22 protein-coding genes and 1 tRNA gene are annotated in these 23,812 nt (G+C 37.2%); 13 read left to right on the forward strand and 10 right to left on the reverse strand.

Features of this window, described 5'->3' with window-relative positions:
- Window positions 1-20 precede the first annotated feature (20 nt).
- From EPI11_RS11630 to EPI11_RS11650, 5 genes are all read right to left on the reverse strand, one after another.
- Window positions 21-698, reverse strand: coding sequence for a GNAT family N-acetyltransferase (locus EPI11_RS11630; protein WP_128390147.1), 678 nt, complete (start codon window positions 696-698; stop codon window positions 21-23).
- Window positions 698-1,600 (reverse strand): EamA family transporter, encoded by a 903-nt coding sequence (locus EPI11_RS11635; protein WP_128390148.1) that lies wholly within the window; start codon window positions 1,598-1,600, stop codon window positions 698-700. Before EPI11_RS11635 ends, EPI11_RS11630 begins: the two co-directional genes overlap by 1 nt.
- Window positions 1,601-2,008: 408 nt before the next feature.
- Window positions 2,009-2,197, reverse strand: coding sequence for a cold-shock protein (locus EPI11_RS11640; RefSeq protein WP_128390149.1), 189 nt, complete (start codon window positions 2,195-2,197; stop codon window positions 2,009-2,011).
- 213 nt (window positions 2,198-2,410) lie between these two features.
- Window positions 2,411-2,815 carry a hypothetical protein gene (locus tag EPI11_RS11645; RefSeq protein ID WP_128390150.1) on the reverse strand — a complete coding sequence of 135 codons (405 nt, stop codon included), beginning with the start codon at window positions 2,813-2,815 and terminating at the stop codon, window positions 2,411-2,413.
- Window positions 2,816-2,927: 112 nt separating this feature from the next.
- A tRNA-Ile gene (locus EPI11_RS11650) sits at window positions 2,928-3,001 on the reverse strand.
- Between the two features lie 312 nt (window positions 3,002-3,313).
- Here EPI11_RS11650 and mce point away from each other — a divergent pair.
- From mce to EPI11_RS11685, 7 genes are all read left to right on the forward strand, one after another.
- The gene (gene mce / locus EPI11_RS11655) at window positions 3,314-3,715 is read left to right on the forward strand and encodes a methylmalonyl-CoA epimerase (protein WP_128390151.1); all 402 of its coding nucleotides are present in this window, start codon (window positions 3,314-3,316) and stop codon (window positions 3,713-3,715) included.
- Window positions 3,716-3,836: 121 nt separating this feature from the next.
- Complete coding sequence (gene rbfA, locus EPI11_RS11660) at window positions 3,837-4,229, forward strand: 30S ribosome-binding factor RbfA (protein WP_128390152.1); 393 nt, start codon at window positions 3,837-3,839, stop codon at window positions 4,227-4,229.
- Window positions 4,230-4,231: 2 nt separating this feature from the next.
- Window positions 4,232-5,437, forward strand: a complete 1,206-nt coding sequence (locus tag EPI11_RS11665; RefSeq protein ID WP_128390153.1) for an ABC transporter permease — start codon at window positions 4,232-4,234, stop codon at window positions 5,435-5,437.
- 246 nt (window positions 5,438-5,683) lie between these two features.
- Complete coding sequence (locus tag EPI11_RS11670; protein WP_128390154.1) at window positions 5,684-7,108, forward strand: MATE family efflux transporter; 1,425 nt, start codon at window positions 5,684-5,686, stop codon at window positions 7,106-7,108.
- Between the two features lie 173 nt (window positions 7,109-7,281).
- The gene (locus EPI11_RS11675) at window positions 7,282-8,166 is read left to right on the forward strand and encodes a TraB/GumN family protein (RefSeq protein ID WP_128390155.1); all 885 of its coding nucleotides are present in this window, start codon (window positions 7,282-7,284) and stop codon (window positions 8,164-8,166) included.
- Between the two features lie 116 nt (window positions 8,167-8,282).
- On the forward strand, window positions 8,283-8,714 hold the full coding sequence (locus EPI11_RS11680; protein ID WP_394343640.1) for an RNA polymerase sigma factor: 432 nt from the start codon (window positions 8,283-8,285) through the stop codon (window positions 8,712-8,714).
- Window positions 8,704-9,318: a hypothetical protein gene (locus EPI11_RS11685; protein WP_128390157.1), complete on the forward strand. Its 615-nt coding sequence runs from the start codon at window positions 8,704-8,706 to the stop codon at window positions 9,316-9,318. The genes EPI11_RS11680 and EPI11_RS11685 overlap by 11 nt, the downstream gene beginning before the upstream one ends.
- A 121-nt stretch (window positions 9,319-9,439) precedes the next feature.
- Here EPI11_RS11685 and dusB read toward each other — a convergent pair whose 3' ends face one another.
- A complete protein-coding gene (dusB, locus tag EPI11_RS11690; RefSeq protein ID WP_128390313.1) occupies window positions 9,440-10,432 on the reverse strand; it encodes a tRNA dihydrouridine synthase DusB in 993 nt (330 codons plus the stop codon).
- Window positions 10,433-11,823: 1,391 nt separating this feature from the next.
- Between dusB and lepA the strand changes: the two genes are divergently transcribed.
- From lepA to thiL, 3 genes are all read left to right on the forward strand, one after another.
- The gene (lepA, locus tag EPI11_RS11695) at window positions 11,824-13,620 is read left to right on the forward strand and encodes a translation elongation factor 4 (protein ID WP_128390158.1); all 1,797 of its coding nucleotides are present in this window, start codon (window positions 11,824-11,826) and stop codon (window positions 13,618-13,620) included.
- Between the two features lie 164 nt (window positions 13,621-13,784).
- Window positions 13,785-14,246, forward strand: a complete 462-nt coding sequence (locus EPI11_RS11700) for a hypothetical protein (RefSeq protein ID WP_128390159.1) — start codon at window positions 13,785-13,787, stop codon at window positions 14,244-14,246.
- Window positions 14,247-14,690: 444 nt separating this feature from the next.
- On the forward strand, window positions 14,691-15,752 hold the full coding sequence (gene thiL, locus EPI11_RS11705; protein ID WP_128390160.1) for a thiamine-phosphate kinase: 1,062 nt from the start codon (window positions 14,691-14,693) through the stop codon (window positions 15,750-15,752).
- 122 nt (window positions 15,753-15,874) lie between these two features.
- On the opposite strand, the gene EPI11_RS11710 is transcribed toward thiL, so the two are convergent.
- The 3 genes from EPI11_RS11710 to EPI11_RS11720 all read right to left on the reverse strand — a co-directional run bounded on the left by EPI11_RS11710 (window position 15,875) and on the right by EPI11_RS11720 (window position 19,053).
- Window positions 15,875-16,621, reverse strand: coding sequence for a hypothetical protein (locus tag EPI11_RS11710; protein WP_128390161.1), 747 nt, complete (start codon window positions 16,619-16,621; stop codon window positions 15,875-15,877).
- A 363-nt stretch (window positions 16,622-16,984) separates the two neighbouring features.
- Complete coding sequence (locus EPI11_RS11715; RefSeq protein WP_128390162.1) at window positions 16,985-17,464, reverse strand: hypothetical protein; 480 nt, start codon at window positions 17,462-17,464, stop codon at window positions 16,985-16,987.
- A gap of 47 nt (window positions 17,465-17,511) precedes the next feature.
- Complete coding sequence (locus EPI11_RS11720) at window positions 17,512-19,053, reverse strand: glycine--tRNA ligase (RefSeq protein WP_128390163.1); 1,542 nt, start codon at window positions 19,051-19,053, stop codon at window positions 17,512-17,514.
- A gap of 189 nt (window positions 19,054-19,242) precedes the next feature.
- Between EPI11_RS11720 and EPI11_RS11725 the strand changes: the two genes are divergently transcribed.
- Both EPI11_RS11725 and EPI11_RS11730 read left to right on the forward strand, forming a co-directional pair.
- Window positions 19,243-19,926, forward strand: coding sequence for a ComF family protein (locus EPI11_RS11725; RefSeq protein WP_128390164.1), 684 nt, complete (start codon window positions 19,243-19,245; stop codon window positions 19,924-19,926).
- Window positions 19,927-20,002: 76 nt separating this feature from the next.
- Window positions 20,003-21,616, forward strand: a complete 1,614-nt coding sequence (locus EPI11_RS11730) for an Ig-like domain-containing protein (protein WP_128390165.1) — start codon at window positions 20,003-20,005, stop codon at window positions 21,614-21,616.
- Here EPI11_RS11730 and EPI11_RS11735 read toward each other — a convergent pair.
- Complete coding sequence (locus EPI11_RS11735) at window positions 21,600-22,367, reverse strand: amidohydrolase (protein WP_128390166.1); 768 nt, start codon at window positions 22,365-22,367, stop codon at window positions 21,600-21,602. The genes EPI11_RS11730 and EPI11_RS11735 overlap by 17 nt on opposite strands.
- Window positions 22,368-22,690: 323 nt before the next feature.
- Between EPI11_RS11735 and EPI11_RS11740 the strand changes: the two genes are divergently transcribed.
- Window positions 22,691-23,770, forward strand: coding sequence for a cytochrome-c peroxidase (locus EPI11_RS11740; RefSeq protein WP_128390167.1), 1,080 nt, complete (start codon window positions 22,691-22,693; stop codon window positions 23,768-23,770).
- The last annotated feature ends 42 nt before the right edge of the window (window positions 23,771-23,812 follow it).

Raw genomic sequence — 23,812 nt, forward strand, 5'->3', positions numbered from 1 at the left:
TTTCCTACACTAAAAGCAAATTATTTTACAATATTCCAAAAACTAATTTCACGTTTGGTTATAAATCCCAACTTCTCATATAGCTTTATTGCTCCTATGTTACTCTTAACAACGTGGAGGTAAGGTATTTTCTTTTGTTTAAAAACAGTATTTACAGCGTGTGCTACGAGTTGTTTTGCATATCCCTTGCCTGTATGATCCGGATGGGTAATTACAGCGCTAATCTCGACAAAAGCATCCATCTGCATGCGTTCTCCTGTAACGGCAATAAGAACTCCTTTTTCAAAAATTCCATAATAGTTTCCCATTAGCGCAGTTTTCATCATAAAATAGCCTGGCTGCACTAAATTAACTAACTGATACAATGCTTCTGTATGTGAAGGCGTAAGTAGTACTATTTCATTCGAAATAGAGGTATCAATTGGCTTGTCTATAACCATTTGAAGACAAATTACTTCATTTTTTATCTGTAGGCCATTTGGTAAATCTGGCTTTTCGCCTACTATAAAGAAGTTATTCGTTAGTTCTGCATATTCATTTATTGCTTCAGCAGTATAATTACCGCCTACTCCTCCAAAAGAACAATACTCCGGATTATAAAATTTTATGCCATTATGGTCGATCACAAATTTATTATGTGTTTCAGACAAAGAATGCCACACAGGGTTATCCAGTTTGTGAGAATCTGTAAAATTCATTATTTTTTAAATGTTGTTTTTAACTCTTTGATGTTTATAAGCACTACAGATAGTATGATTACTCCTATACCCACCCACTGCAGTCCGTTTACACGTTCTCCCAGCAAAATGTAAGCCATAGTTACCGATACCGGTATTTCTATCGAAATAATAATAGATCCAAGTCCGATACCCGTTTTAGGCATACCCAAATTAAAAAGCACGGGAGGAAGTATAGTTCCAAAAAGAGCTAACAACAATCCCCATTTCCAAAACACTGAAATATCATAATCCGCCGGCATATTAAAATACCCTACAATAAATACCGTGATAGTAGCTCCAAGCAGGGACCAGAAACTCTTTCTGTGCGGATGCATATTCAAAGCCAGTCCGTTAGAAATAAGCAGCATTATCGTGTACATTAATGCAGCAGCCAAACCCCACATAAGACCTCTAACATCCAATAGGTGCATGTTCTCTATAGCATCTGTAGCCAGCAATGTACCAAGCAGTACCATCAGCACGGCAACACATTTAAAAATGTCCGGAAACTTTTTCGTTAAAATGGCTTCTGCAACAATACCCATCCATATAGCCTGCATAAGCAGCACAACTGCTACCGAAACAGGAATATAATGAACCGATAAGTAATAGAAAAAACCGGTAAGTCCAAAGGTAGAACCTCCAACGATTAATTTTGGAATCAAATATTTATCATTTACAACCGGAGCCGCGTTTCTTGCTTTACTATTAAACAAAACCAATAGTCCTATTGTTGTAAGCCCTATTAAATATTGCGAGGTCACCACTTCTGTAGTACTAAACCCTTCTTTATACGCCAGTCCAACCAGCGTGGCTAAAACACCATAACTTGCTGCACCTATACTTACAAAGAGAATTCCTTTTATTAATTTACTATCCATATATTTCTTTACTAATCTTATTATTACCAACAGCCTGCTTAATTATAGCATGGCTATTCTAAAAGTACTGCAAATGTATACTGAATAAAAAAACAGCCGTTTGATTTTGGCTGAAATAACAAATTCTTTACTTAAATGGATTAAATGACCAGATAATATTATCAAACCTTTAGCATTGTTGCCAAATCGCCCAACCGTAATTTGAAACCTATAAAATAAAAAAAGCTTCACATTGCTGTGAAGCTTTTAATAAGTATGTTGGAATTCGAACAATGTTATCTATTCTAATATTATCTCCTGTTTTAAAACATTTTTAACCTTTTAAATCCAATTCTAAAAGAACCGGTAAAATTAGTTGACAAAACATTTTTCGCTAAATGCGAAAAGGATTACAATAGAAATAAGAAATTATGCCAGTTTAACATTAACTGCCATTAAACCTTTTTTTCCATTTTCTACATCAAATTCTACTGCGTCATTTTCTTGAACACGGTCAACTAATCCTGATACGTGAACAAAAACTTCATCACCACCATCTTCTTTGATAAATCCAAATCCTTTTGTTTCGTTAAAAAATTTAACAATTCCTGTTTTCATAATGTTTTAATTAAATATGGTGCAAATATGAAATAATAAAATCAAAATCAAATCTTTTTACTGTTTTTATTTTTATTATTTTAACAAAAAACAATAAAAACCTAAAAGAATTATCTTAGCAACTTGGAAATAAACATTAAACAGATGCGTGTAGTTAATGCTTACATCCGTAGAAATTTTCGAATTTTAAATAACTATGATAGAAGAAAAATATTAATACCGATTAATTTCGAAACCTCCATTTTTTCTATATTCAATCTCCTTAGATACTAAAAGATACATTTCTTTTTCGTCTTTAATTATTTTTAAAGTGTCGTTCTGTTTCTGTTTTCTTAAAATAAATGGGACATTAATGGATTCTAATTCTAAATAAGAATCTTTATAATGAAATTTTGAATAACCACTTATTCCGTTAGCATTATATTCTTTCCCATTTAGAAACAAGCCATTACGTTCAAAACTTATGTCTTTTACTTCTATATCTACCCCATTAGCAAAGTCTATTACAGGGGCATTTTTGTGTTTTTTTATCTCTCTAGTTAACATTATATATGCAAAGCAAATTCCTACACAAAATACAATTACGTAAATAATTAAAATAGTTTTATTTTTTTTCATTTTTAATAAAGATTTTCATTTGCCAGGGTGAGAATCAAGTTCGTATTATCTCAAACGAACAAAGCTATAACAAAAAACCCTCCACATTGCTGTGAAGGGTTTTGTAAACCTGTGGTCCCACCTGGGCTCGAACCAGGGACCACCTGATTATGAGTCAGGTGCTCTAACCAGCTGAGCTATAGGACCGGTTTAGAGAGTGCAATATTACTACTATTTTTCAATTCAAACAAATTATTTTAAAGGATAATTAATCCATTCACTTCAAAAAAAATTATAAATACTGATTATTAGGTTTTTGCAAACTAAAAAAATTACAATAAAAACTCTTCTCCACTGAAATTTTGCCATCTTCTACAATTTACAAATCCGCAAGGATTATGAAATGCTGTATGTCACGATATTTTTATCGCCCAAAACAAGCATATCGTCATAAACTCCCTCTGATTCCCTTTTTTATATTTTTTATACATTTACCCCAAGAATAAGAATTAGTATATAATGAGAAAAATAGAACACATTGGCATTGCAGTAAAAGATCTGGAAACATCAAACCTCTTGTTTGAAAAACTGTTTGGAGCACCAGCTTATAAAATGGAAGAAGTAGCCAGCGAAGGCGTTAAAACCTCATTCTTTATGAACGGCCCAAACAAAATAGAGCTTCTTGAGGCTACAACACCAGATAGCCCTATTGCCAAATTTTTAGAGAAAAAAGGAGAAGGTATTCACCACATTGCTTTTGATGTAGAAGATATTATTGCCGAAATAGAGCGCTTAAAAGGAGAAGGCTTCATAGTATTGAATGAAACACCAAAGCGCGGTGCCGACAATAAGCTTGTTGCTTTTTTACATCCAAAAGGCACAAACGGCGTACTGATAGAATTGTGTCAGGAAATCGTTTAAATTTCAAAAAATAGGGTTTCAGGTTTAAATTTACTGCTATCGCCGTTCAATATACAAGGCTTTCTATAACTTTAAACCTGAAACCTGAAACTTGAAACTATAATTTAAGTACTTTTGCATCATGGAAACAAATAGGCAAAAAAAGATAGGCGCATTGCTGCAAAATGACCTTGTAGATATATTACAAGGCGAGATAAGAAAAAACGGAGTAAGCAATCTTATTATCTCGATCTCTAAAGTAAATGTAACAAGTGACCTTTCTATAGCTAAAGTATATTTAAGTGTATTCCCATCTGAAAGAGGTGGCGAAATACTTGCAGCAGTGCGTTCTAATGCACCGCTTATTAAGCACGACCTTTCGCAGCGTGTTAAATTACAGCTTCGTAAAGTACCAAACCTTGTATTTTACATTGACGACACTTTAGACCAGATCGAAAAAATTGACAACGAATTAAAAGGCGAAAACAATCCTATTACAAATCCTGAATTACTGGATAAACGTAAGAAATCTTAAATTTGAGCTTCCCGTTTTACATAGCCCGGCGGTATACTATTAGCCGCAGTAAAAGCAATGCTGTAAACATAATTACACGCATAGCAACACTGGGCATTGTAGTGAGTACAGCAGCGCTTTTTATAATTCTCTCTGTATTTAGCGGGCTCAAAGATTTTAGTCTTGGTTTTACAAACGCTATAGACCCTGATCTTAAACTACTCCCTGCCTCGGGGAAATCATTCCTGATAACTCCTGAGCAGGAAAAAGAGCTAAAAACCGTAAAAGGTGTTACAGCTTATTCTAAAGTTACCGAAGAGCGCGTACTTTTTTACTTTGACCAAAAAGAACATGTAGCCTACCTTAAAGGGGTTGACAGTCTTTTCACCAAAGTAAACCCAATGGAAAAAGCATTGCTTGGCGGAAGCTGGATCGAACCCAATACCCCACAGGCAGTTGTAGGAAGTAATATCCTGAGCAAATTATCCATGGGGCTTAACGAGTTTAACCGTGCTTTTGAGGTCTATGTACCCAAACCCGGAAAAGGAACGATAGACACCCCCGAAGATGCCTTTAACAAATCGGGGCTTTTACCTATAGGCGTATACTCTATTAATGATGATGTAGACGGCAAATATGTATTTGTAGATTTAGGCCTTGCACAGGAAATGCTTCAGTTCAAGACCAATCAGCTTACTTCAATAGAGTTTAAACTTACTGCTCCCACGGATGAACCTGCCGTGAGAGAAAAGCTCGAAAATATCTTTAAAAGCAAGGTAATCATCAAAAACAGGGCACAGCTTAATGATTCGCTGTACAAAATGCTGAATGCAGAGAATTTAGTAACCTACCTGTTTTGTTCGCTTGTAGTAGTGCTTACCCTTTTCTGTCTTGCCGGTGCATTGATCATGCTTATCCTGGATAAAAAAGAAAATATAAAAACCTTATACAGTCTGGGTGCCGAAGTGAAAAACCTGCGTAACATCTTTTTCTACCAGGGTATTTTTATAACCACACTGGGAGCTATTTTTGGATTATTATTAGGTATCACTATCATAGTAATACAGCAGGAATTCTCAGTATTCATGGTAACTGCTTCTATGGCATACCCCGTAGGTTTTGGTTTTATGAACATCATAATTGTATTGCTTACCATCTTTACGCTGGGCATCATCGCTTCCAGAATAGCAGCAGCAAGGGTTAGCAAAAAACTACTTGAAAACTCATAACCATCGGTCTTAAAACTTCATTTCTTTTTGTTCACAGCACATACTGCTGTTGAAAAAAATATTTGAATTTTTGAGAAATTCGCATCAGCTATTTCCAAATTATTTCTTTTATTTGCGCTTTACAATTAAGAACTATGAAGTTATTTGCTGTCCTAATCCACTAAGGACTACCACTCCCGCAAATTTTTAAAGGCATTTATACAATGCCCGGTTCATCTATTTTCATCAATCTTATCAAATCAAACCATGACACAGGAAATCAAATCCGATAGTGCATTAACCCGTTTTTTTGCACTACTAAAACAATCTCTCAAAGGAGAAAATATAGACTTTACTCAAGGCAGCATTCGGCGTGCAGTAGTGCTTTTAGCCATACCGATGATGCTCGAAATGATGATGGAGTCGGTCTTTGCATTGGTAGATCTTTACTTCGTCGGCCATCTTGAAAACAGCAGTTTTGCAGTGCAGTCCGTAGGATTGACAGAATCTGTACTTTCTATTATTTATTCTATCGCCATAGGTATGAGTATGGCTGCTACAGCTGTGGTAGCACGCCGTGTAGGCGAAAAAGATCCGGTTTCGGCATCTAAGGCAGGTATGCAGGCCATAGTAGTAGCTATAAGTATAAATGTGCCAATAGCAATACTTGGATATTTTTATGCTACCGACATCCTTATGCTTATGGGATCATCCAGGGCAGCAGCCGAATTTGGAACACCCTTTATGCAGATCATGATGGGTGGCAGCTTTGTAATTATGCTGTTATTCCTATTTAACGGAATCTTCCGTGGGGCAGGTAATGCTGCAATAGCCATGAGAAGCCTTTGGATAGCCAACATCTTTAATATTGCTCTATGCCCTGTTTTTATTAATGGTTTTGGGCCAATCCCGGCTTTCGGCCTTACAGGAGCAGCTATCGCAACAACCATAGGGCGAAGCATTGGTGTACTGTACCAACTTTATAATTTATTCAATGGTAAAGGGATGCTAAAAGTAGTTGCCTCTTATTTTATTCCGGATATGGAACAGATAAAAGCTTTGGTTAAAATCGCAGCTCCGGGTGTATTGCAATTTGTTATTGCATCATGCAGCTGGATATTTCTTGCCGAAGTAGTAGCAACAACCGGTGGCGATGAAGGGTCTGCCGGATACCAGAGTGCACTGCGAATAATGATGTTCTTTATGTTACCTGCATGGGGTCTTAGTGGCGCAGCAGCAACACTGGTAGGACAAAACCTGGGAGCAAAAATGGTAGACAGGGCAGAACGCTCTGTGATTGTCACCGCAAAATTCAGCGTTGCTTATATGGCTGTAATTATGATCATTTGCCTTTTAGCAGCCGATCCTTTAATGTGGTTCTTTACCAATAATGCAAAGGTGCACGATATTGCAGTAGAGGCGATAAGAATACTAAGTGTAGGTTATATATTTTATGGTATTGGCATGGTGCTGCTTAATGCATTTAACGGTGCAGGAGATACTAAAACACCTACATGGGTTAACTTCTTTGGGTTTTGGCTGTTCCAAATACCTATTGCCTTTTTCATGGCAAAACATCTTGGCTGGGGACCTACCGGAGTATTCATTGCAATACCTGCAGCAGAGATAACCATGACTATAGCAAGTATAATTTTATTTAGAAAAGGACGCTGGAAACGCGTCGAAGTATAAAAAATATTTTTTTCTGAAAGAGCCTGTATTTACAGGCTCTTTCGTTATATGATGATTTTCTTTTGAAACTTTTTTTATTTTTTTTGTAACGAATCAACATGTTGTTTACATACTGCATATAATCATTAATCAAAAAACAACAGTTAATAATCAATCATCAAAAACAATCAATCATGAAAAAAGTAACCTTTCTAATCGCAGCATTATCATTTACATTATTTAGCAACGCTCAACAAGCTAAAACCGTAAAACAGCCTAAACAGGAAAAAAACGAGAATTCACTTCTTTGGAAAATTGAAGGTAACGGATTAACACAACCTTCTTATGTATATGGAACCATTCATATGCTTTGCGCTCCGGATTTTGAGATCAAAGAAAAAGTAAATACCGCTTTTAACAATAGTCCTAACCTGGTAATGGAAGTGGACATGGACGACCCAAAAGAACTACAGGAAATGCAGAACATAATGAAATCTGAAACTACACTATCCAGCTTACTAACAGATGAAGAAGAAAAAAAGGCCGATGTAATATTAAAATCGGCTGTAGGAATGAGCCTTAAACAAGCAGATAACATGTCACCATTGGGTTTAATGTCACTCTCGATCATGAGTTCTTATGCATGCCCTCCTACTGATATAAAAATGTATGAAGTAGAGTTTTTAACAAAAGCTATGGCACAAAATAAAAAGATAGGCGGACTGGAAACTATTGCCGACCAGATGGCTGCAGTAGGCAACTCCTATACTATACAGGAGATTTTAAAACAAATGGAACTAAAAGGAGAATACAGCAATCTGCTAGCCGAAATGACAAAGGCCTATAAAGAACAGAACCTTGCAAAACTGTATGAAATAGTAACCGACAAACGTTTTATGGACGAAAATGCAAAAAAAGCAATGCTTACCGTAAGAAATGAAAAATGGATTGCTAAAATGCCGGCGATCATGAAGCAGGAAAGTACTTTCTTTGCAGTAGGCGCAGGTCACCTATATGGAAACGATGGTGTTATTGCACTATTAAAAAACAAAGGATTTAAAGTTACACCTGTACAATAATATAACCGGAACCTAAACAAACACCAACCTAAACAGTAAGAGATTTGAAAACCACCGAACAGGAATTTTTATCACTTATAGAAGATCATAAAGGACTAATCCATAAGGTATCCAGAATGTACATGGATGAACCCGAAGACCGTGAAGACCTTTTTCAGGAAATAATTCTTCAGCTCTGGAAATCTTATGGCTCTTTTAAAGGCGAAAGTAAAGTATCTACCTGGATGTACCGTGTAGCTCTTAACACCTCCCTTACCTTCTTTAAAAAGGATAAAAGGAAACCAGATAATATACGGATGCATCACAAGATGGATGTAAAAGATGACAATGAGGCATCGCACAAGGAAACGCAGCTGGACTATTTTTACAAAGCTGTACATACTTTAAACCCTGTAGAAAAAGCACTTATCTTTCTTTTCCTGGAAGGGCAGTCTCATAAAGAAATTGGCAGCAATCTTGGTATAACCGAAGTGAATGCCCGGGTTAAACTAAACCGAACAAAAGACAAATTACAAGAAATAATAAAAAAACAGGGTTATGAATTTTAACGAATTGCAAAAGCAATGGAACGATGAACCTACAGACAAGATACATGTTCCTAACACTATAGATACTCTAAGAGAAGCACAAACGCCAATTGACAAGGTGAGAAAGAAAATGAAAATGGACTTCTTTTCCCAAATAATACTATTAATCCTTACAGGGACTGCTCCATTGATTTTTAATTTCTCCAAAGAAGCAACAACTCTTTTCATTCCTTTTTATGGCATGATGACTGGCTTTATGTGCTACTACTATTATAAGTTTTTTGTATTCTACAAAAAATCGTATGATATGTCTTTTGACAGCCGAAAAAATCTTTTGTGGTTTTACTACGAACTAAAGCTTAACATCGAACTTTATAAAGCACTAACGTATATCATGTTCTTTATTGGGTTTTCGTTTGGAGTACTATTCGGTATCGTCACAAAAGACCATAGCAAGATTGACAACCTTTTATCTGGATTTGAAAACAAAATCCAGGTACTGATCATCTTTATCGTAGTAATGGTAGTTTTCTCCTTCTTTATGGCAGAGTTTATACCAAGATGGTACTATGGCAAACATCTTAAACAGGTTAAATCCGTATTAGATCAGCTTGATGAAGAATAAGCTACAATATTATATACAATCATAACGCTTCGATAAGCTCAGCGTGACAACTCATCTTTCGAGTAAAAAAGAATATAAAATAAAAAGGCTGTCTAAATTTAGACAGCCTTTTTTATATCATTTATGCCGGTTTATAGTCGGCGAACTTATCCAGAACATCATCGAGGACTGCGTATACATCTATGGCATCATCATGGGTAACCATTTTTTGCCTGTATTCTTTAAAATTAGGAATACCTTTAAAGTAGTTGGTATAATGCCTGCGGGTTTCGAATACGCCTACGCGCTCCCCTTTCCACTCTATTGCCCATTTAAGGTGGTTTCGTGCCGCTTCTACACGATCTTCCAGTGTTGGTGCCGCAAGATGCTCGCCTGTTTCAAAAAAGTGTTTTATCTCGTTGAATATCCAAGGGTAACCGATAGCTGCACGGCCAATCATGATACCATCTATACCATATTCATTTTTATATTTCAATGCTTTTTCAGGACTGTCAATATCACCATTACCAAAAATAGGAATCTGGATCCTTGGGTTGTTTTTCACTCGTGCAATATGGCTCCAGTCGGCTTCGCCTTTGTACATCTGGGCACGTGTACGCCCATGAATGGTAAGTGCTTTTATACCTACATCCTGCAGTCTTTCGGCGACCTCATCGATATTAATAGAATCTTCATCCCATCCTAAACGGGTTTTTACCGTTACCGGCAGATGTGTACTGTTTACCACAGCCTTTGTAAGACGTACCATAAGATCGATATCTTTAAGTACTCCGGCTCCGGCACCTTTACAAACTACCTTTTTTACCGGGCAGCCAAAATTAATATCTACGATATCTGGGTTTACTGCCTCAACAATTTTTGCAGAAAGCGCCATAGCCTCTTCATCGCCTCCAAATATCTGAATCCCAACAGGGCGTTCGTAATCAAATATATCCAGCTTCATACGGCTTTTCATCGCATCGCGAATTAAACCTTCTGAGGATATGAACTCACTGTACATAAGATCGGCACCATGGGTTTTGCACAACCTGCGAAACGGCGGGTCACTTACATCTTCCATAGGTGCTAACAGTAAAGGAAATTCGGGCAGTTCTATATTGCCAATCTTGACCATCTTCTTCATTTTATGCAAAATTACAATTTTTAAATGATACTTGGTAAATCCTAAACTATGTACGAATCGTAACTGGAGATGTGAAGCCATAAGAAAACTAAATGATGGTATAGAGAAGAAGAATTGACTTACCGCTTTTACCCTAAAATACACGTCTATATTTGCATCAACAATAAAGACACATACTATTACTAAACCGGCTGTCCCCAACGGTAAAGTTTATAAATAGTACATCATTTACTACTGCTGGTATAACAGCGTATAGTTCCCCCAAACTATACGCTGTTTCTTTTTTTATATACCCGATGTGAACCCATAGAAAATACAAATGACAGTATAGAAAACAAGAATTGACTTACTGCTTTTACCCTAAAATACACGCCTATATTTGCATCAACAATAAAGACACATACTATTACTAAACCGGCTGTCCCCAACGGTAAAGTTTATAAATAGTACATCATTTACTACTGCTGGTATAACAGCGTATAGTTCCCCCAAACTATACGCTGTTTCTTTTTTATAGACCCAATAGAAGTCCATAGAAAATACAAATGACAGTATAGAAAACAAGAATGATAAACCACTGATAGCCATAACAAACCGACATATCTTTGTACTGGTTGAAAAGTTAATACATATTACAACTGGACATATACAGTTTCTAATTTGTATTAGCTTTAATAAAATAGGTTGGTTTATGTTAACAGTGCACGTCCCTAATAAGGCGTGCACTGTTTTTTTGTGTATCTATCCACAAAACAGCAAAGACAAATATTTGTTAAGAAAATCTTAATGAAACAATAGAATGGGTAAATGAGGATGTGGCAATTTCAAAACAAATAATCGAGCAAAAAACATAACATTTTACTTCTAAATTCATTTTTGTAGAAAAATTATTACACGTGTAAATAACACAAAAACAAATGATTAGCCTTATACAAAACAACTACAACGTTGTAGTGTTAAATTTTATAACCGCATTTGAAATTTAACAACAAAAGCCGATTTTCTTTCAAATATTATTTGTTGATTTGTAGAGTAATTTAAGAAACATTTAACATTTAGTTATTTTGAGTTAAAATATAATACTAGGTTAAAACGAAGAGTTACATTGAAAAAACATTGCTATTTATTACCTGCAACAGCGCTCGAAGCCCCCAAACGAGCGCTGTTTTTTTATTTGACACCTCCCCGTTTGCAACTCGCTAAGTTTAACTATATTTGCCGATTAAATTTGCTACCTTTACAAGTAGCGCCCGCGTGAAGGATAGAAGCGGCATTCCCGTAGTCGTGCTGTCGAAGCACAAAGACGAAGGGATAGAGCGGATAGCCTGACCCGCAGCATCGTGAAGGGTCACGCCCCATAAAAAAAGAGACAACAGACGAAGATGAAGCATATTAGGAATTTTTGCATTATTGCACACATTGACCACGGAAAAAGCACCCTGGCCGACCGCCTGCTAGATGCCACTCAAACAGTAACAAAACGTGAATCTCAGGCACAGCTGCTTGACAACATGGATTTGGAACGTGAGAGAGGTATCACGATCAAGAGCCACGCGATACAAATGGAATACACCTATAAGGGGCAGGAATACATCCTGAATCTTATTGATACTCCGGGACACGTAGACTTCTCGTATGAGGTTTCGCGCTCTATTGCAGCCTGCGAAGGTGCGCTGCTTATTGTAGACGCTGCCCAGAGTATACAGGCACAAACCATAAGTAACCTGTACCTTGCCTTAGAAAATGACCTGGAAATTATTCCGGTACTAAATAAAATTGACCTTCCAAGCGCAAACCCAGAAGAGGTAAGCGATGATATTGTAGACCTTTTAGGATGCAAACTGGAAGACATTATACCTGCCAGTGGTAAAACAGGGCTTGGTGTAGAAGAAATTCTTGCAGCTATTATTGAGCGCATACCGCCACCTAAAGGTAACCCGGACGAGCCGTTACAGGCGTTAATATTTGACTCTGTATACAACCCGTTTCGTGGTATCGAAGTAATATTCAGGGTTATAAATGGATCGATCTCTAAAGGACAAAAAATAAAATTCATGGCTACCGGCAATGAATATTATGCCGATGAGATTGGTACGCTAAAACTAAACCAGGTTCCGAAGCAAATTGTTAGCGCAGGAGATGTTGGTTACCTGATATCGGGTATTAAAGAGGCTAAAGAGGTAAAAGTAGGTGACACACTTACGGATGCTAAAACGCCTACCCAAAATATGGTTAGTGGTTTCGAAGACGTAAAACCAATGGTATTTGCAGGAATCTATCCTGTAGACACCGAGGATTATGAAGAGCTTCGTAACTCTATGGAAAAACTGCAGCTTAATGATGCTTCGCTTGTATTTACAGCCGAAAGTTCTGCTGCACTTGGTTTTGGTTTCCGATGCGGATTCTTAGGGATGCTGCACATGGAAATTATCCAGGAGCGTTTAGAGCGTGAATTTGATATGACGGTAATCACAACGGTTCCCAACGTATCGTACCATGCCTACACTAAAAAAGAACCGGAAAAAGCACTTATCGTAAATAACCCAAGTGACTTACCGGAACCTTCTAAACTGAGTCATGTAGAGGAACCATACATTAAAGCAACCATCATTACAAAAAGTGATTTCGTAGGTAACGTAATGGGGCTTTGTATTGAGAAACGCGGATTGATAACAAACCAGACCTACCTTACTACAGAGCGTGTTGAATTAAACTTTGACATGCCGCTTGCTGAGATCGTATTCGATTTCTACGACAGGCTTAAAACGGTATCTAAAGGTTATGCTTCGTTTGACTACTCTCCTATCGGGATGCGTACATCTAAACTTGTCCGCCTAGATGTATTACTTAACGCACAACCTGTAGATGCACTTTCGGCACTTATACACGAGGATAACGCTTACAACATTGGTAAAAAAATGTGTGAGAAGCTAAAAGAACTTATACCACGCCAGCAGTTTGATATTCCTATCCAGGCAGCAATTGGGGTAAAAGTAATTTCGCGTGAAACGGTTAAGGCACTACGTAAAGACGTTACCGCAAAATGTTATGGTGGAGATATCTCCCGTAAACGTAAGCTTCTTGAAAAACAGAAGAAAGGTAAAAAACGTATGCGCCAGGTAGGTAACGTGGAAATTCCACAGGAAGCTTTCATGGCTGTATTAAAACTAAACGATTAATCTCTTCTTAGTATTAAGAATTGAGATTTTAGAATAAATAAACCCGGTGCTCATGTGCCGGGTTTTTTGTTAGGAAAATTGGATGTTTTTGTTAACAATTGCTCCGCAAATGTATTCAGATCAAAATCATATTACATAAAATTATAAACTAACTTTAATTCAGAATGGCATATTCAGAAATTGAACAATCAACTTTAGACTTAGATATTTTCTTCACAGATAATAAAAAATTAATTCATTTAGCATCAGGCGGTGGAATTTTACCAGATAACCTAATTGAAACAGATGCATATAATGATGATATCTTAAAGTTAATACCGTCCTTGAATACTGAATTTGAAATTGAGATAAATCCTAATTTATCAGAAATACTAAATTTGATCGAAAATGGTCTGGAAAACTATTTAGCGGGTTTTATAGAAATAGCAAAGAAAGGTTTTTATACTTATGACAGATCCAATATTGGACAATTTAATGACACAACTTTCCATTTAGTAGCTAAACCAAAAACTGACTTAAATCTAAATGAATTTATAGAGGAAAATGAAATATTTAAAACCCTTAAGGTCGCACGTAAACATATCCCCCAAACATTTGACAAATTCGATTTAAATTTATTTATCTAACAATATTATTCTCGCAACGACAACAGCATTATTTAAAAGGAAGGCGGATAACACAGATCGAGTTGATTTATGCAGATTTTTCACATCCTCAAAGTCATGCCGAGCTTGTCGAAGCTTCACAAGAGTGAAACTCCTGCAGTAAACGCTGTGACGTAAAGAAAATTATAAGTGAGGCGTGAAAGCATTCGGTGTTTGAGCAGTAGCGAGTTCAAATGGTTTAGACTAAGGAGTTTCGGCCGTGCCCTTTTGGTTCTTTTATAGCAAAACAAAAGAACAATTTAAAACGCAAAGTTGTTGCGCTTCGACAAGCTCAGCGTGACAACGGTTCATTAAAATAAGGTATTTCTACTTACATCATTTGACCTTATTACTTTATAACTTCTAAGTTGTACCTTTGCAAACTCAGAGACTCAGTTACTAAGAACCTCAGCATCTAAAAAGAAAATGATAGAAGATAAAAACCCGCAGCGCACTACTCTTGGTGCTTTAGGCGAATTCGGACTTATAGAACACCTTACTAAAGACGTAGAGATCAATCAGCCAACTACCATTAAAGGTATTGGCGATGATGCTGCTGTACTTGATTTTAAAGATAAAAAAATAGTAGTCAGCACCGATCTGCTTATCGAAGGTGTGCATTTCGACCTGGCTTATATGCCTCTAAAGCATTTAGGATATAAAGCGGTTGTAGTAAACGTATCGGACATATGCGCGATGAATGCTACTGCTACTCAAATTACGGTATCTATTGCTGTTTCTAACCGATTCCCGGTTGAAGCACTGGAAGAACTGTATGACGGCATCCGTACTGCTGCAAAAGTATACAATGTAGACATTGTGGGCGGAGACACTACCTCATCACAAAAAGGAATGATCATTAGCATTACCGCTATTGGTGAAGCAGACGAAGAAGATATTACTTACCGCGTAGGCGCTGGCAGTACCGACCTTCTTGTTGTTACCGGAGATATCGGGGCGGCATATATGGGCTTACAGGTATTGGAGCGTGAAAAGCAGGTTTTCCAGGTGAACCCAGACAATCAGCCTGACCTTGATGCCTATACTTACCTTATTGAGCGCCAGCTTAAGCCGGAAGCACGTAAAGACATTAAGCTTTTATTGAAAGCATTGGAAATTAAACCAACATCGATGATCGATATTTCTGACGGCCTTTCGTCAGAGATCATGCACCTGTGCAAGCAGTCGAATGTAGGCTGTAACCTGTATGAAGATAAACTGCCGCTGGATCCGCAATTTATGAACGTATGTGAAGAGTTCAACATCGACAGTACTACGGTAGCTATTAATGGTGGCGAAGATTATGAATTACTATTCACAGTTCGTATGGAAGACTTCGACAAGATAAAAGGCAACCCTAATTTCTCTGTTATCGGCCATATGACGCAGGAAAGCGAAGGTATCCATCTTGTTACCCGTGCAAACACTAAAATTCCTTTAAAAGCCAGAGGATGGAATGCATTATCTACTGATGAAGACCAGGAATAATTTTGAATCTTAAGATTGCCATTTCGACGACAGGAGAAATCTCTTTACAGATTAAAAATAATAATTTTTCAATATAAAAAAAGGATGCTTTACAGCATCCTTTTTTGTTTGTAACCTTTGATTTATTTATAGCTGTATACCACAGTAAAAATATCACTACCGCTCTCGTTCTCATTTACCTCTGTAAACGTAGCCGATGTTGGGTATTTATCGTCACCATATACATAGCTTGTTGTTACCTTACTTTTTACAGTACCATCAAGATGCATTACAACAACTTTTTGAGGATTGTTTAAAGGAAGCAGCAACTTAGCCTTAACCAGTTGTTCTGCCTGTGGCGTCATGCTAAAGTTAAGATTCACATTATCTAATACTTTTATAATTCCGGCTGCTTCAAGCGTATAGAAAAAAGGGTTGGGTTTATCATCATAAGTAATCTCAACGATATACTCTTCCGAAATACTTCCGTCATAATATCTGTCAAAAGCTCTTAGCTTAACAGGATTGCCTTTAGCGTCATAAACAAGTACTTCCCCCACTTCATAAGCTTTATGGTGCGGCTGCGTTAACTCTGTCATGGCCACTACATCATTAGAATCGGATATCTTTTGCAAATCGGAACCTGAATAGGTAAAAAGGCTGGTTTCGGTACCGTTTGATGCTTTGATAACTTTACCGCCTGCATCATATGTAACGGTATAATTTTTAGAGTTCTCGGGGCTTGAAAGATCACTGTAATTAAGATTGGTAATGTACTTTTTAGCAACATCGCCATTAGCGTTCTCAAACTCATCCGAGGAATCATCACTGCAGCTTGCAAAGGCCAGTAAGGAAAAAACGCAAAGAGCAGTTAAGAATTTGTTTTTCATAACAATAGGATTAGGTTATAGTTTGGTGAGCGCAAATGTATAATTAAATTCGTACAGTTAATACTCTTACATTATATTTCAATATTAAATTTTAGTTGTAATATTAGAGCCATTTAACAATGGTTTAAAACATAAAAACAAGGAGCGAAACACCATTAAAACTATGAACATGCAAATGATCATCGAAAAAAAGCCATATGGAACTACTACCATATTAACCTTGCCAAATGCAAGTATTACTTTACCGATAAGGAACGCTTACAGGAAAAGGCCGATATAAATATAGTAAACAAGAAAAGAGATATTTTAGCGAAGCTGGACTTTAAGTAGGCTGCTTTGCTATAAAACCAAACACGGATAAATCTAAGACAAAACTTTTTGCCAGTATTTTATTGCTTTATTACTTTCATAATGAAATAAAAAATAATAAATTAACAAACCCATCACCATAAAGAATATTGGCAAAAACCAAGGAACAGGAGGCTCTATTTTTAAAACTTTAGTATACAGAATAACGCTAATAATTAAAAAAAATGGTATACTAATACAACGAAAAATCAAAGATGTTTTTGAATCACTAATAGTAAACTCAATGATTGAACCTCCGCTTACAGTTTCAAAAACACTTCCACTAATCTCTATAGGATAAATTGCTGTCCTTCCCATTTTAACAACATCAGCGATTTTAATATTGAATTTACCTTCCAGCGAAATGCGGCCTTCAAACTTCAACTTCGAACTGTCTTTATGAAAAGGCTCAATATGTTGATTAAAAACAGTAATTGTTTCTTCCTTACTTTTATTATTTTCTATTGTAACCGTTTTACTAAATAACTTTTTCATCATTAAACTTATAAAAAAAGCTGCCCGAAAGCAGCTTTAATTCTTTATTACATTTTCATAAGCCAGTTTCTTATAGAAACCTCCTCATTTATAATTCCTCTCAGGTCTGAAATTTTAACCCTGTCCTGTGCCATGGTATCGCGATGGCGAATGGTCACAGTCTGGTCTTCCAGTGTTTGGTGGTCAACCGTAATACAGAACGGAGTACCAAGGGCGTCCTGTCTTCTGTAACGTCTTCCTACGGCATCTTTCTCGTCATACGCCACATTGAAATCCCATTTAAGGTCTTCAATTATTGCGCGCGCTACGTCCGGAAGCCCGTCTTTCTTAACCAATGGCAATACAGCAGCCTTTGTAGGCGCCAGTACCGATGGTAACTTAAGAACTGTACGTACAGATCCATCCTCAAGTGTTTCCTCTTTTAAAGAGTTAGAGAAAACGGCTAGGAACATCCTGTCCAGTCCTACCGATGTTTCTACAACATACGGTGTATAATTCCTGTTTTCTTCGGTATCAAAATACTGCAGTTTTTTACCTGAATGCTGTTCGTGTGCTTTAAGGTCGAAATCCGTTCTTGAGTGAATACCTTCCAGCTCTTTAAAGCCAAACGGAAAGTTAAACTCAATATCGGAAGCGGCATTAGCATAATGCGCTAATTTTTCATGATCATGGAAACGGTAGTTTTCCCTGCCAAGACCTAACGACAGGTGCCATTTTAATCTTGTTTCTTTCCAATACTCATAGTATTGCATCTCTTCGCCCGGGCGAACAAAGAATTGCATTTCCATTTGTTCGAACTCACGCATACGGAAAATGAACTGACGGGCAACGATTTCGTTACGGAATGCTTTACCCGTTTGGGCAATACCAAACGGTATTTTCATCCTTCCGGTTTTTTGTACGTTAAGGAAGTTTACAAAGATACCTTGTGCCGTTTCCGGACGAAGGTACAGGTCCATTGCTGTAGCAGCTTCTGCACCCAGTTTAGTTCCAAACATAAGATTGAACTGACGCACATCTGTCCAGTTTTTAGAACCGGTTTCAGGATCGGCAATTTCAAGCTCTTCAATAAGTGCTTTTACGTCGGCAAGGTTTTCTGTTTCCAGCGAACGTGCCATACGCTCCAATATTTCTTTCTTTTTAGCAAGGTACTCTACCACGCGGGTATTGGTTGTAATGAATTCCTGTTCGTTGAACGCTTCTCCAAAACGGGTTCTTGCTTTCTCTATTTCTTTTTGGGCTTTCTGGTTTATCTTTTCGGCATAATCCTCGATAAGCACGTCTGCCCTATATCTCTTTTTAGAATCCTTGTTGTCAATTAACGGGTCGTTAAATGCGTCTACGTGACCTGATGCTTTCCATGTTGTAGGGTGCATAAAAATTGCAGAATCAATACCTACAATGTTTTCATGCATCTGCACCATCGATTTCCACCAATATTCCCTGATGTTCTTTTTTAACTCGGCACCGTTTTGAGCATAATCATAAACAGCACTTAATCCATCGTATATTTCGCTTGACGGAAAAATAAATCCGTATTCCTTTGCGTGCGAAACTACATTCTTAAATAAATCTTCTTGTTTTGCCATGCTGCAAAAATATAAAAAGCGATTGTAATTTATACAATGCATTTAGAAAATCAGCATTAAATAAAATAGCCCGAAATGAACATCCATAAGCACTCTGTAATAATTCTTTAAGACAACGGAATTAAATTCCGGACTAACAGTAAAAACTTACGTTTTTTTTTATCTTTAACTTTTAAAACATACGCCCCAATGTTTAAAGCTCTATTAAATATCCTATTCCCAAAAGCCTGTTCCGGCTGCTCCCGAGTGCTCCTGGAGAGTGAAGACCTAGTTTGCACACATTGCAGGCACGATATGCCTTTTACCCAGCATTATCTAGACACACAAAATGAAACCTATAAAAAATTTTATGGCAGGCTGCCTGTTGAGCATGCATCATCAGTAGTGTATTTTCACAAGAAAGGAATTGTTCAGGAGCTTATCCACAACTTAAAATACAAGGGTAAAAAAGAAATAGGGGCACTTATTGGCAAATGGTATGTTCAGGATATTAAAGATATTGAAGTGCTGCAATCTGTAACCGAAGTTGTACCCGTGCCTCTCCACAAAAAAAAGCTGCGCCAGAGGGGTTACAATCAGGTAGCAGGATTTGGCAAAGCGCTAGCCGATGGCCTGGGTGCTAAATACAATGACGATCTGTTGCTTCGCACCACCTATAACAAAACACAAACCAAAAAAAACATTACTGCAAGAGCAGAAATAATAAGTAACTCTTTTGATATTACACCTACCGATGCCGACAAAAACAAACACTTTCTCCTTGTAGACGATGTTATAACCACCGGTGCTACACTGGAAGCCTGCGGACGCGCACTACTTAAAATTCCAGGAGCGAGGGTTAGTATTGTTACCATTGCGTATGCACACACCTAGAAGCCATTTATTTTATGATAAAACATTTTAATTACACTAAATATAATCGTTATTTTGTGCAGTCAAAGAATACAATATGCTGAAAAATAGAATTCTCCTGTATATAATTTTCACTGCACTCTTATTTACATCCTGTGCTAAGAGGGGCAGTATTACCGGTGGCGCAAAAGATACACTCGCGCCTTACATTATAAACAGTTTGCCTAAAAACATGAGTACTCAGTTTAAAGGCAAGGAGATACGCATTGATTTTAATGAATACATTAAAATTAAAGACGTTAATAAACAGCTTATTATTTCGCCGCCCATGCAAACGGCACCCGTTATTGTACCTACGGGCAGTGCGAGCAAATTTATTACCATAAAAATAAAAGATACCCTTAAAGATAATACCACTTACAGTTTTAACTTTGGACAGAGTATTACCGACAATAATGAGGGCAACCCTTACTCCCAATTTAAATTTGTTTTTTCTACCGGCGATTATATCGATTCCCTCAGCCTTGGTGGAAAAATAAAAGATGCTTACTCCAGAAAGACCGACAACTTTGTAACCGTAATGCTGTATGAGGCAAATGAAACCTTTAACGATTCTACCGTTTACAATGAACGCCCGCGTTATATTACCAATACACTCGACAGTACCACACTTTACACTCTGGAAAATTTAAAGCAGGGTAAGTACCATCTTATTGCACTTAAAGATGTTAACAACAACTACAAGTACGACCCTAAAAGCGATAAAATTGCATTTTTAAACCAAACGATCACAGTTCCTACTGATACTGTTTATCAGCTATCTATGTTTAAAGAAAAGAGGAAGTTTAAAGCATTGAGACCTGTTCAGGCGTCATCTAACAGATTGTATGCCGGTTATGAAGGCGATTATAAGGATGCAAAAATAGAAGTTAAAAATGGCACTGGCACAGATGTTATTCGTTCGCTCGCTACCAAGGTAAAAGATAAAGATTCACTACAGGTATGGCTGCCAAGAAAACTGAGTGCCGACTCGCTAAAAGTAGTTATCAGTCATAAGGACTCCATTAAGAATTTTACAGTTAAGTTTAAAGAGATGAAAGCAGCCGACTCACTCTCTGTAGAAGCAGTGCAAAAAGGCGGACTGCATTTTAGGGAGAAATTCACGCTGCGTTCTACTACCCCAATTACATTTATAGACAGTACCAGAATAAGCCTTTTTGATAAAGATTCACTGGCTGTAAAATACAAGCTGAACTATAAAGAAATGGAACAGGAACTCGAATTTGACTTCGAGAAAAAGGAAGACCAAAAATATACTTTTACCCTAATGCCCGGTGCCTTAAAAGACTTTTACGAAAAGGAGAATGACACTCTCAGCTATAAACTCGCTACGCGTAATTACACTGATTATGGCAACATATTCCTGACCCTTAAGAACGCAGACCGTTTTCCATTAATACTCGAGCTTTTAAATGATAAGGAAGATGTTCTGGCAACTTATTATTCTGAAGGCGAAACTAAAATAAACTTCGAGACCGTACTGCCCGATAAATATGTACTGCGTATTATTTATGACGATAATAAAAACCGTAAATGGGATAGTGGTAACTATATAGAAAAACTACAACCCGAAGAGGTTATTTATTTCCCTAAACTTCTTGACGTAAGAGCCAACTGGGATGTAGAGGAAGTCTTTAACCTAAAACCGTAAAGTGATCCCTGTCGTTAAGAAAACCTAACTTTTTTCGGGTTTCCAGCATACTTTGTTTATCCATAGTCACTGTAAACACACCTTCGATAGATGAAGGCGGTACAGTATTGGCACCAAGGTAATCTAGCACCTGTGAGTGCCCAGGATATTCATGGCCGTTATTATCTTTCCCTATCCTGTTTACACCCGCTACGTAGCACATATTTTCTATGGCACGTGCCTTTAGAAGTGCATCCCATGCCGCAAGGCGCGGTGTTGGCCAGTTGGCAACATACAGCAGCAAATCGAAGGCTTCGGTGTTTCTGGAAAATACAGGAAAACGCAGATCATAACATACCAGCGGACAAATTTTCCAACCGCGATACTCAACAATTAATCGTTCAGTTCCTGCGGCATAGGCTTTGTCCTCACCAGCCAATGAAAACAGGTGGCGCTTGTCATAATATTTTATTTCGCCGTCTGGCAAAACAAAAAGTAAACGATTGTAATAGTTTCCATGCTCTACGATCACTAAACTTCCTGTAACAGCACAGTCTTTTACTACTGCCATTTTTTTCATCCAGTTAACTGTTAGCCCATCCATTGTCTCTGCACCCACCGATGGTTCCATGGTAAAACCTGTAGCAAACATCTCCGGAAGCACGATTACATCTGCAGATTCAGTTATGCCATTTATCAACTTTTCAAAATTGTTCCTGTTGGCTTCAGCATTCTCCCAGATTAGGGAAGTTTGAATAAGGGAGACTTTCATAACACAGCGTTTAGTTTATAAAATTAAGGATTTATTGAGCTATAAATTACACTATTTTATAAAATTCTCTATAACTATTCAACAGGCAAAATATAAATTTCCTACAATAAATCGATTCAAAAAAACAACGACACACGCCACAGCTTAACCCTGTAAAACACAGGGATTATTCTGATAAAGAAATGTATTTAAACTTAAATAAATAAAATTATAACAAATTTTAAGTTAAAATATCAGATATTCAAGAACATAAGATATCACAAATTATTGTAATATTGTCAAAAAAAATCGCAAAAACACCTTACAAACAAAAAAATTTAGCTATGAAAATCAACTCCTTTTTCCCCAACAAAAGTCCATCCTATCTGGTATGCTTTCTTAGTATAATCCTGTTCATTCAGTGTAATAAAGACGATTCTCCATCTGAAAAACCTACCGAAGAAGTAATTGAAGAACAGGGTTACCTGGATTTACCTGAAACACCTTACGATTACACCAGTTTACCAACGACAGGAGTTCCACATTCTGCAAATGATGTAAACCGAAACTCAACTAATCCTATTACAAATGATGGAGCAACACTAGGCAGAGTATTGTTTTATGATAAGCTATTGTCAAAAAACAATCAGATTAGCTGCGCTTCCTGCCATAAGCAGGAATTTGCTTTTGCAGATAATGTTTCAAAAAGCAAAGGTGTAAACGGGCTAACAATAAGAAACTCTATGCATCTTGTTAATATCAGGCATTTTGGCGGTGCCATGTTTTGGGATATGAGAACGCCAACTTTAGAATTACAGACGTTACTGCCTATTCAGGACCATATTGAGATGGGGCTAACTTTGGAAGAAATGATCGCAAAACTGCAAAATACAACCTATTACAAATCGTTATTTCAAAAAGCGTTTGGAGACGGGGAAATTACAAGCGACAGAGTATCTAAAGCACTGGCACAATTTATCAGGTCTTTAAACTCCTATGGTTCAAAATTTAGCAGAGGCGAAGCTATGACTGATCAGGAAAAGGCAGGATTCTTTAAGTTTCATGAACAGGGAGTCACATCAAACCCAACTCCTTTTACCGTTTCGTGTATGGAATGCCACATGGGCGTCCAGCAAATTTCATTTGTAAATGACAGTCTTCCTATTTTGAATTTTCCAATAGAACATAATGGAAGAGGGTTTGAAGATGAGCCTAAATTTATGAAAGTGGCGAATATGATGAATATTGAGCTTACCGCCCCTTATGGGCATGATGGCCGATATGCAACGCTGGATATATTACTGCGAAATCATGGCAATAACCTTACTGATGAAGACAGAGTTAATCTAATTGCTTTTCTTAAAACTTTGACAGATATAGAATTTACAAAAGATGTGAGGTACAGTAACCCTTTTAAAAAGTAAAACATATTAAAACACCGAGCCCCGCTATTGCGGGGCTCTAAC

The sequence above is a fragment of the Flavobacterium cerinum genome, from assembly GCF_004028155.1.
GTDB lineage: Bacteria > Bacteroidota > Bacteroidia > Flavobacteriales > Flavobacteriaceae > Flavobacterium > Flavobacterium cerinum.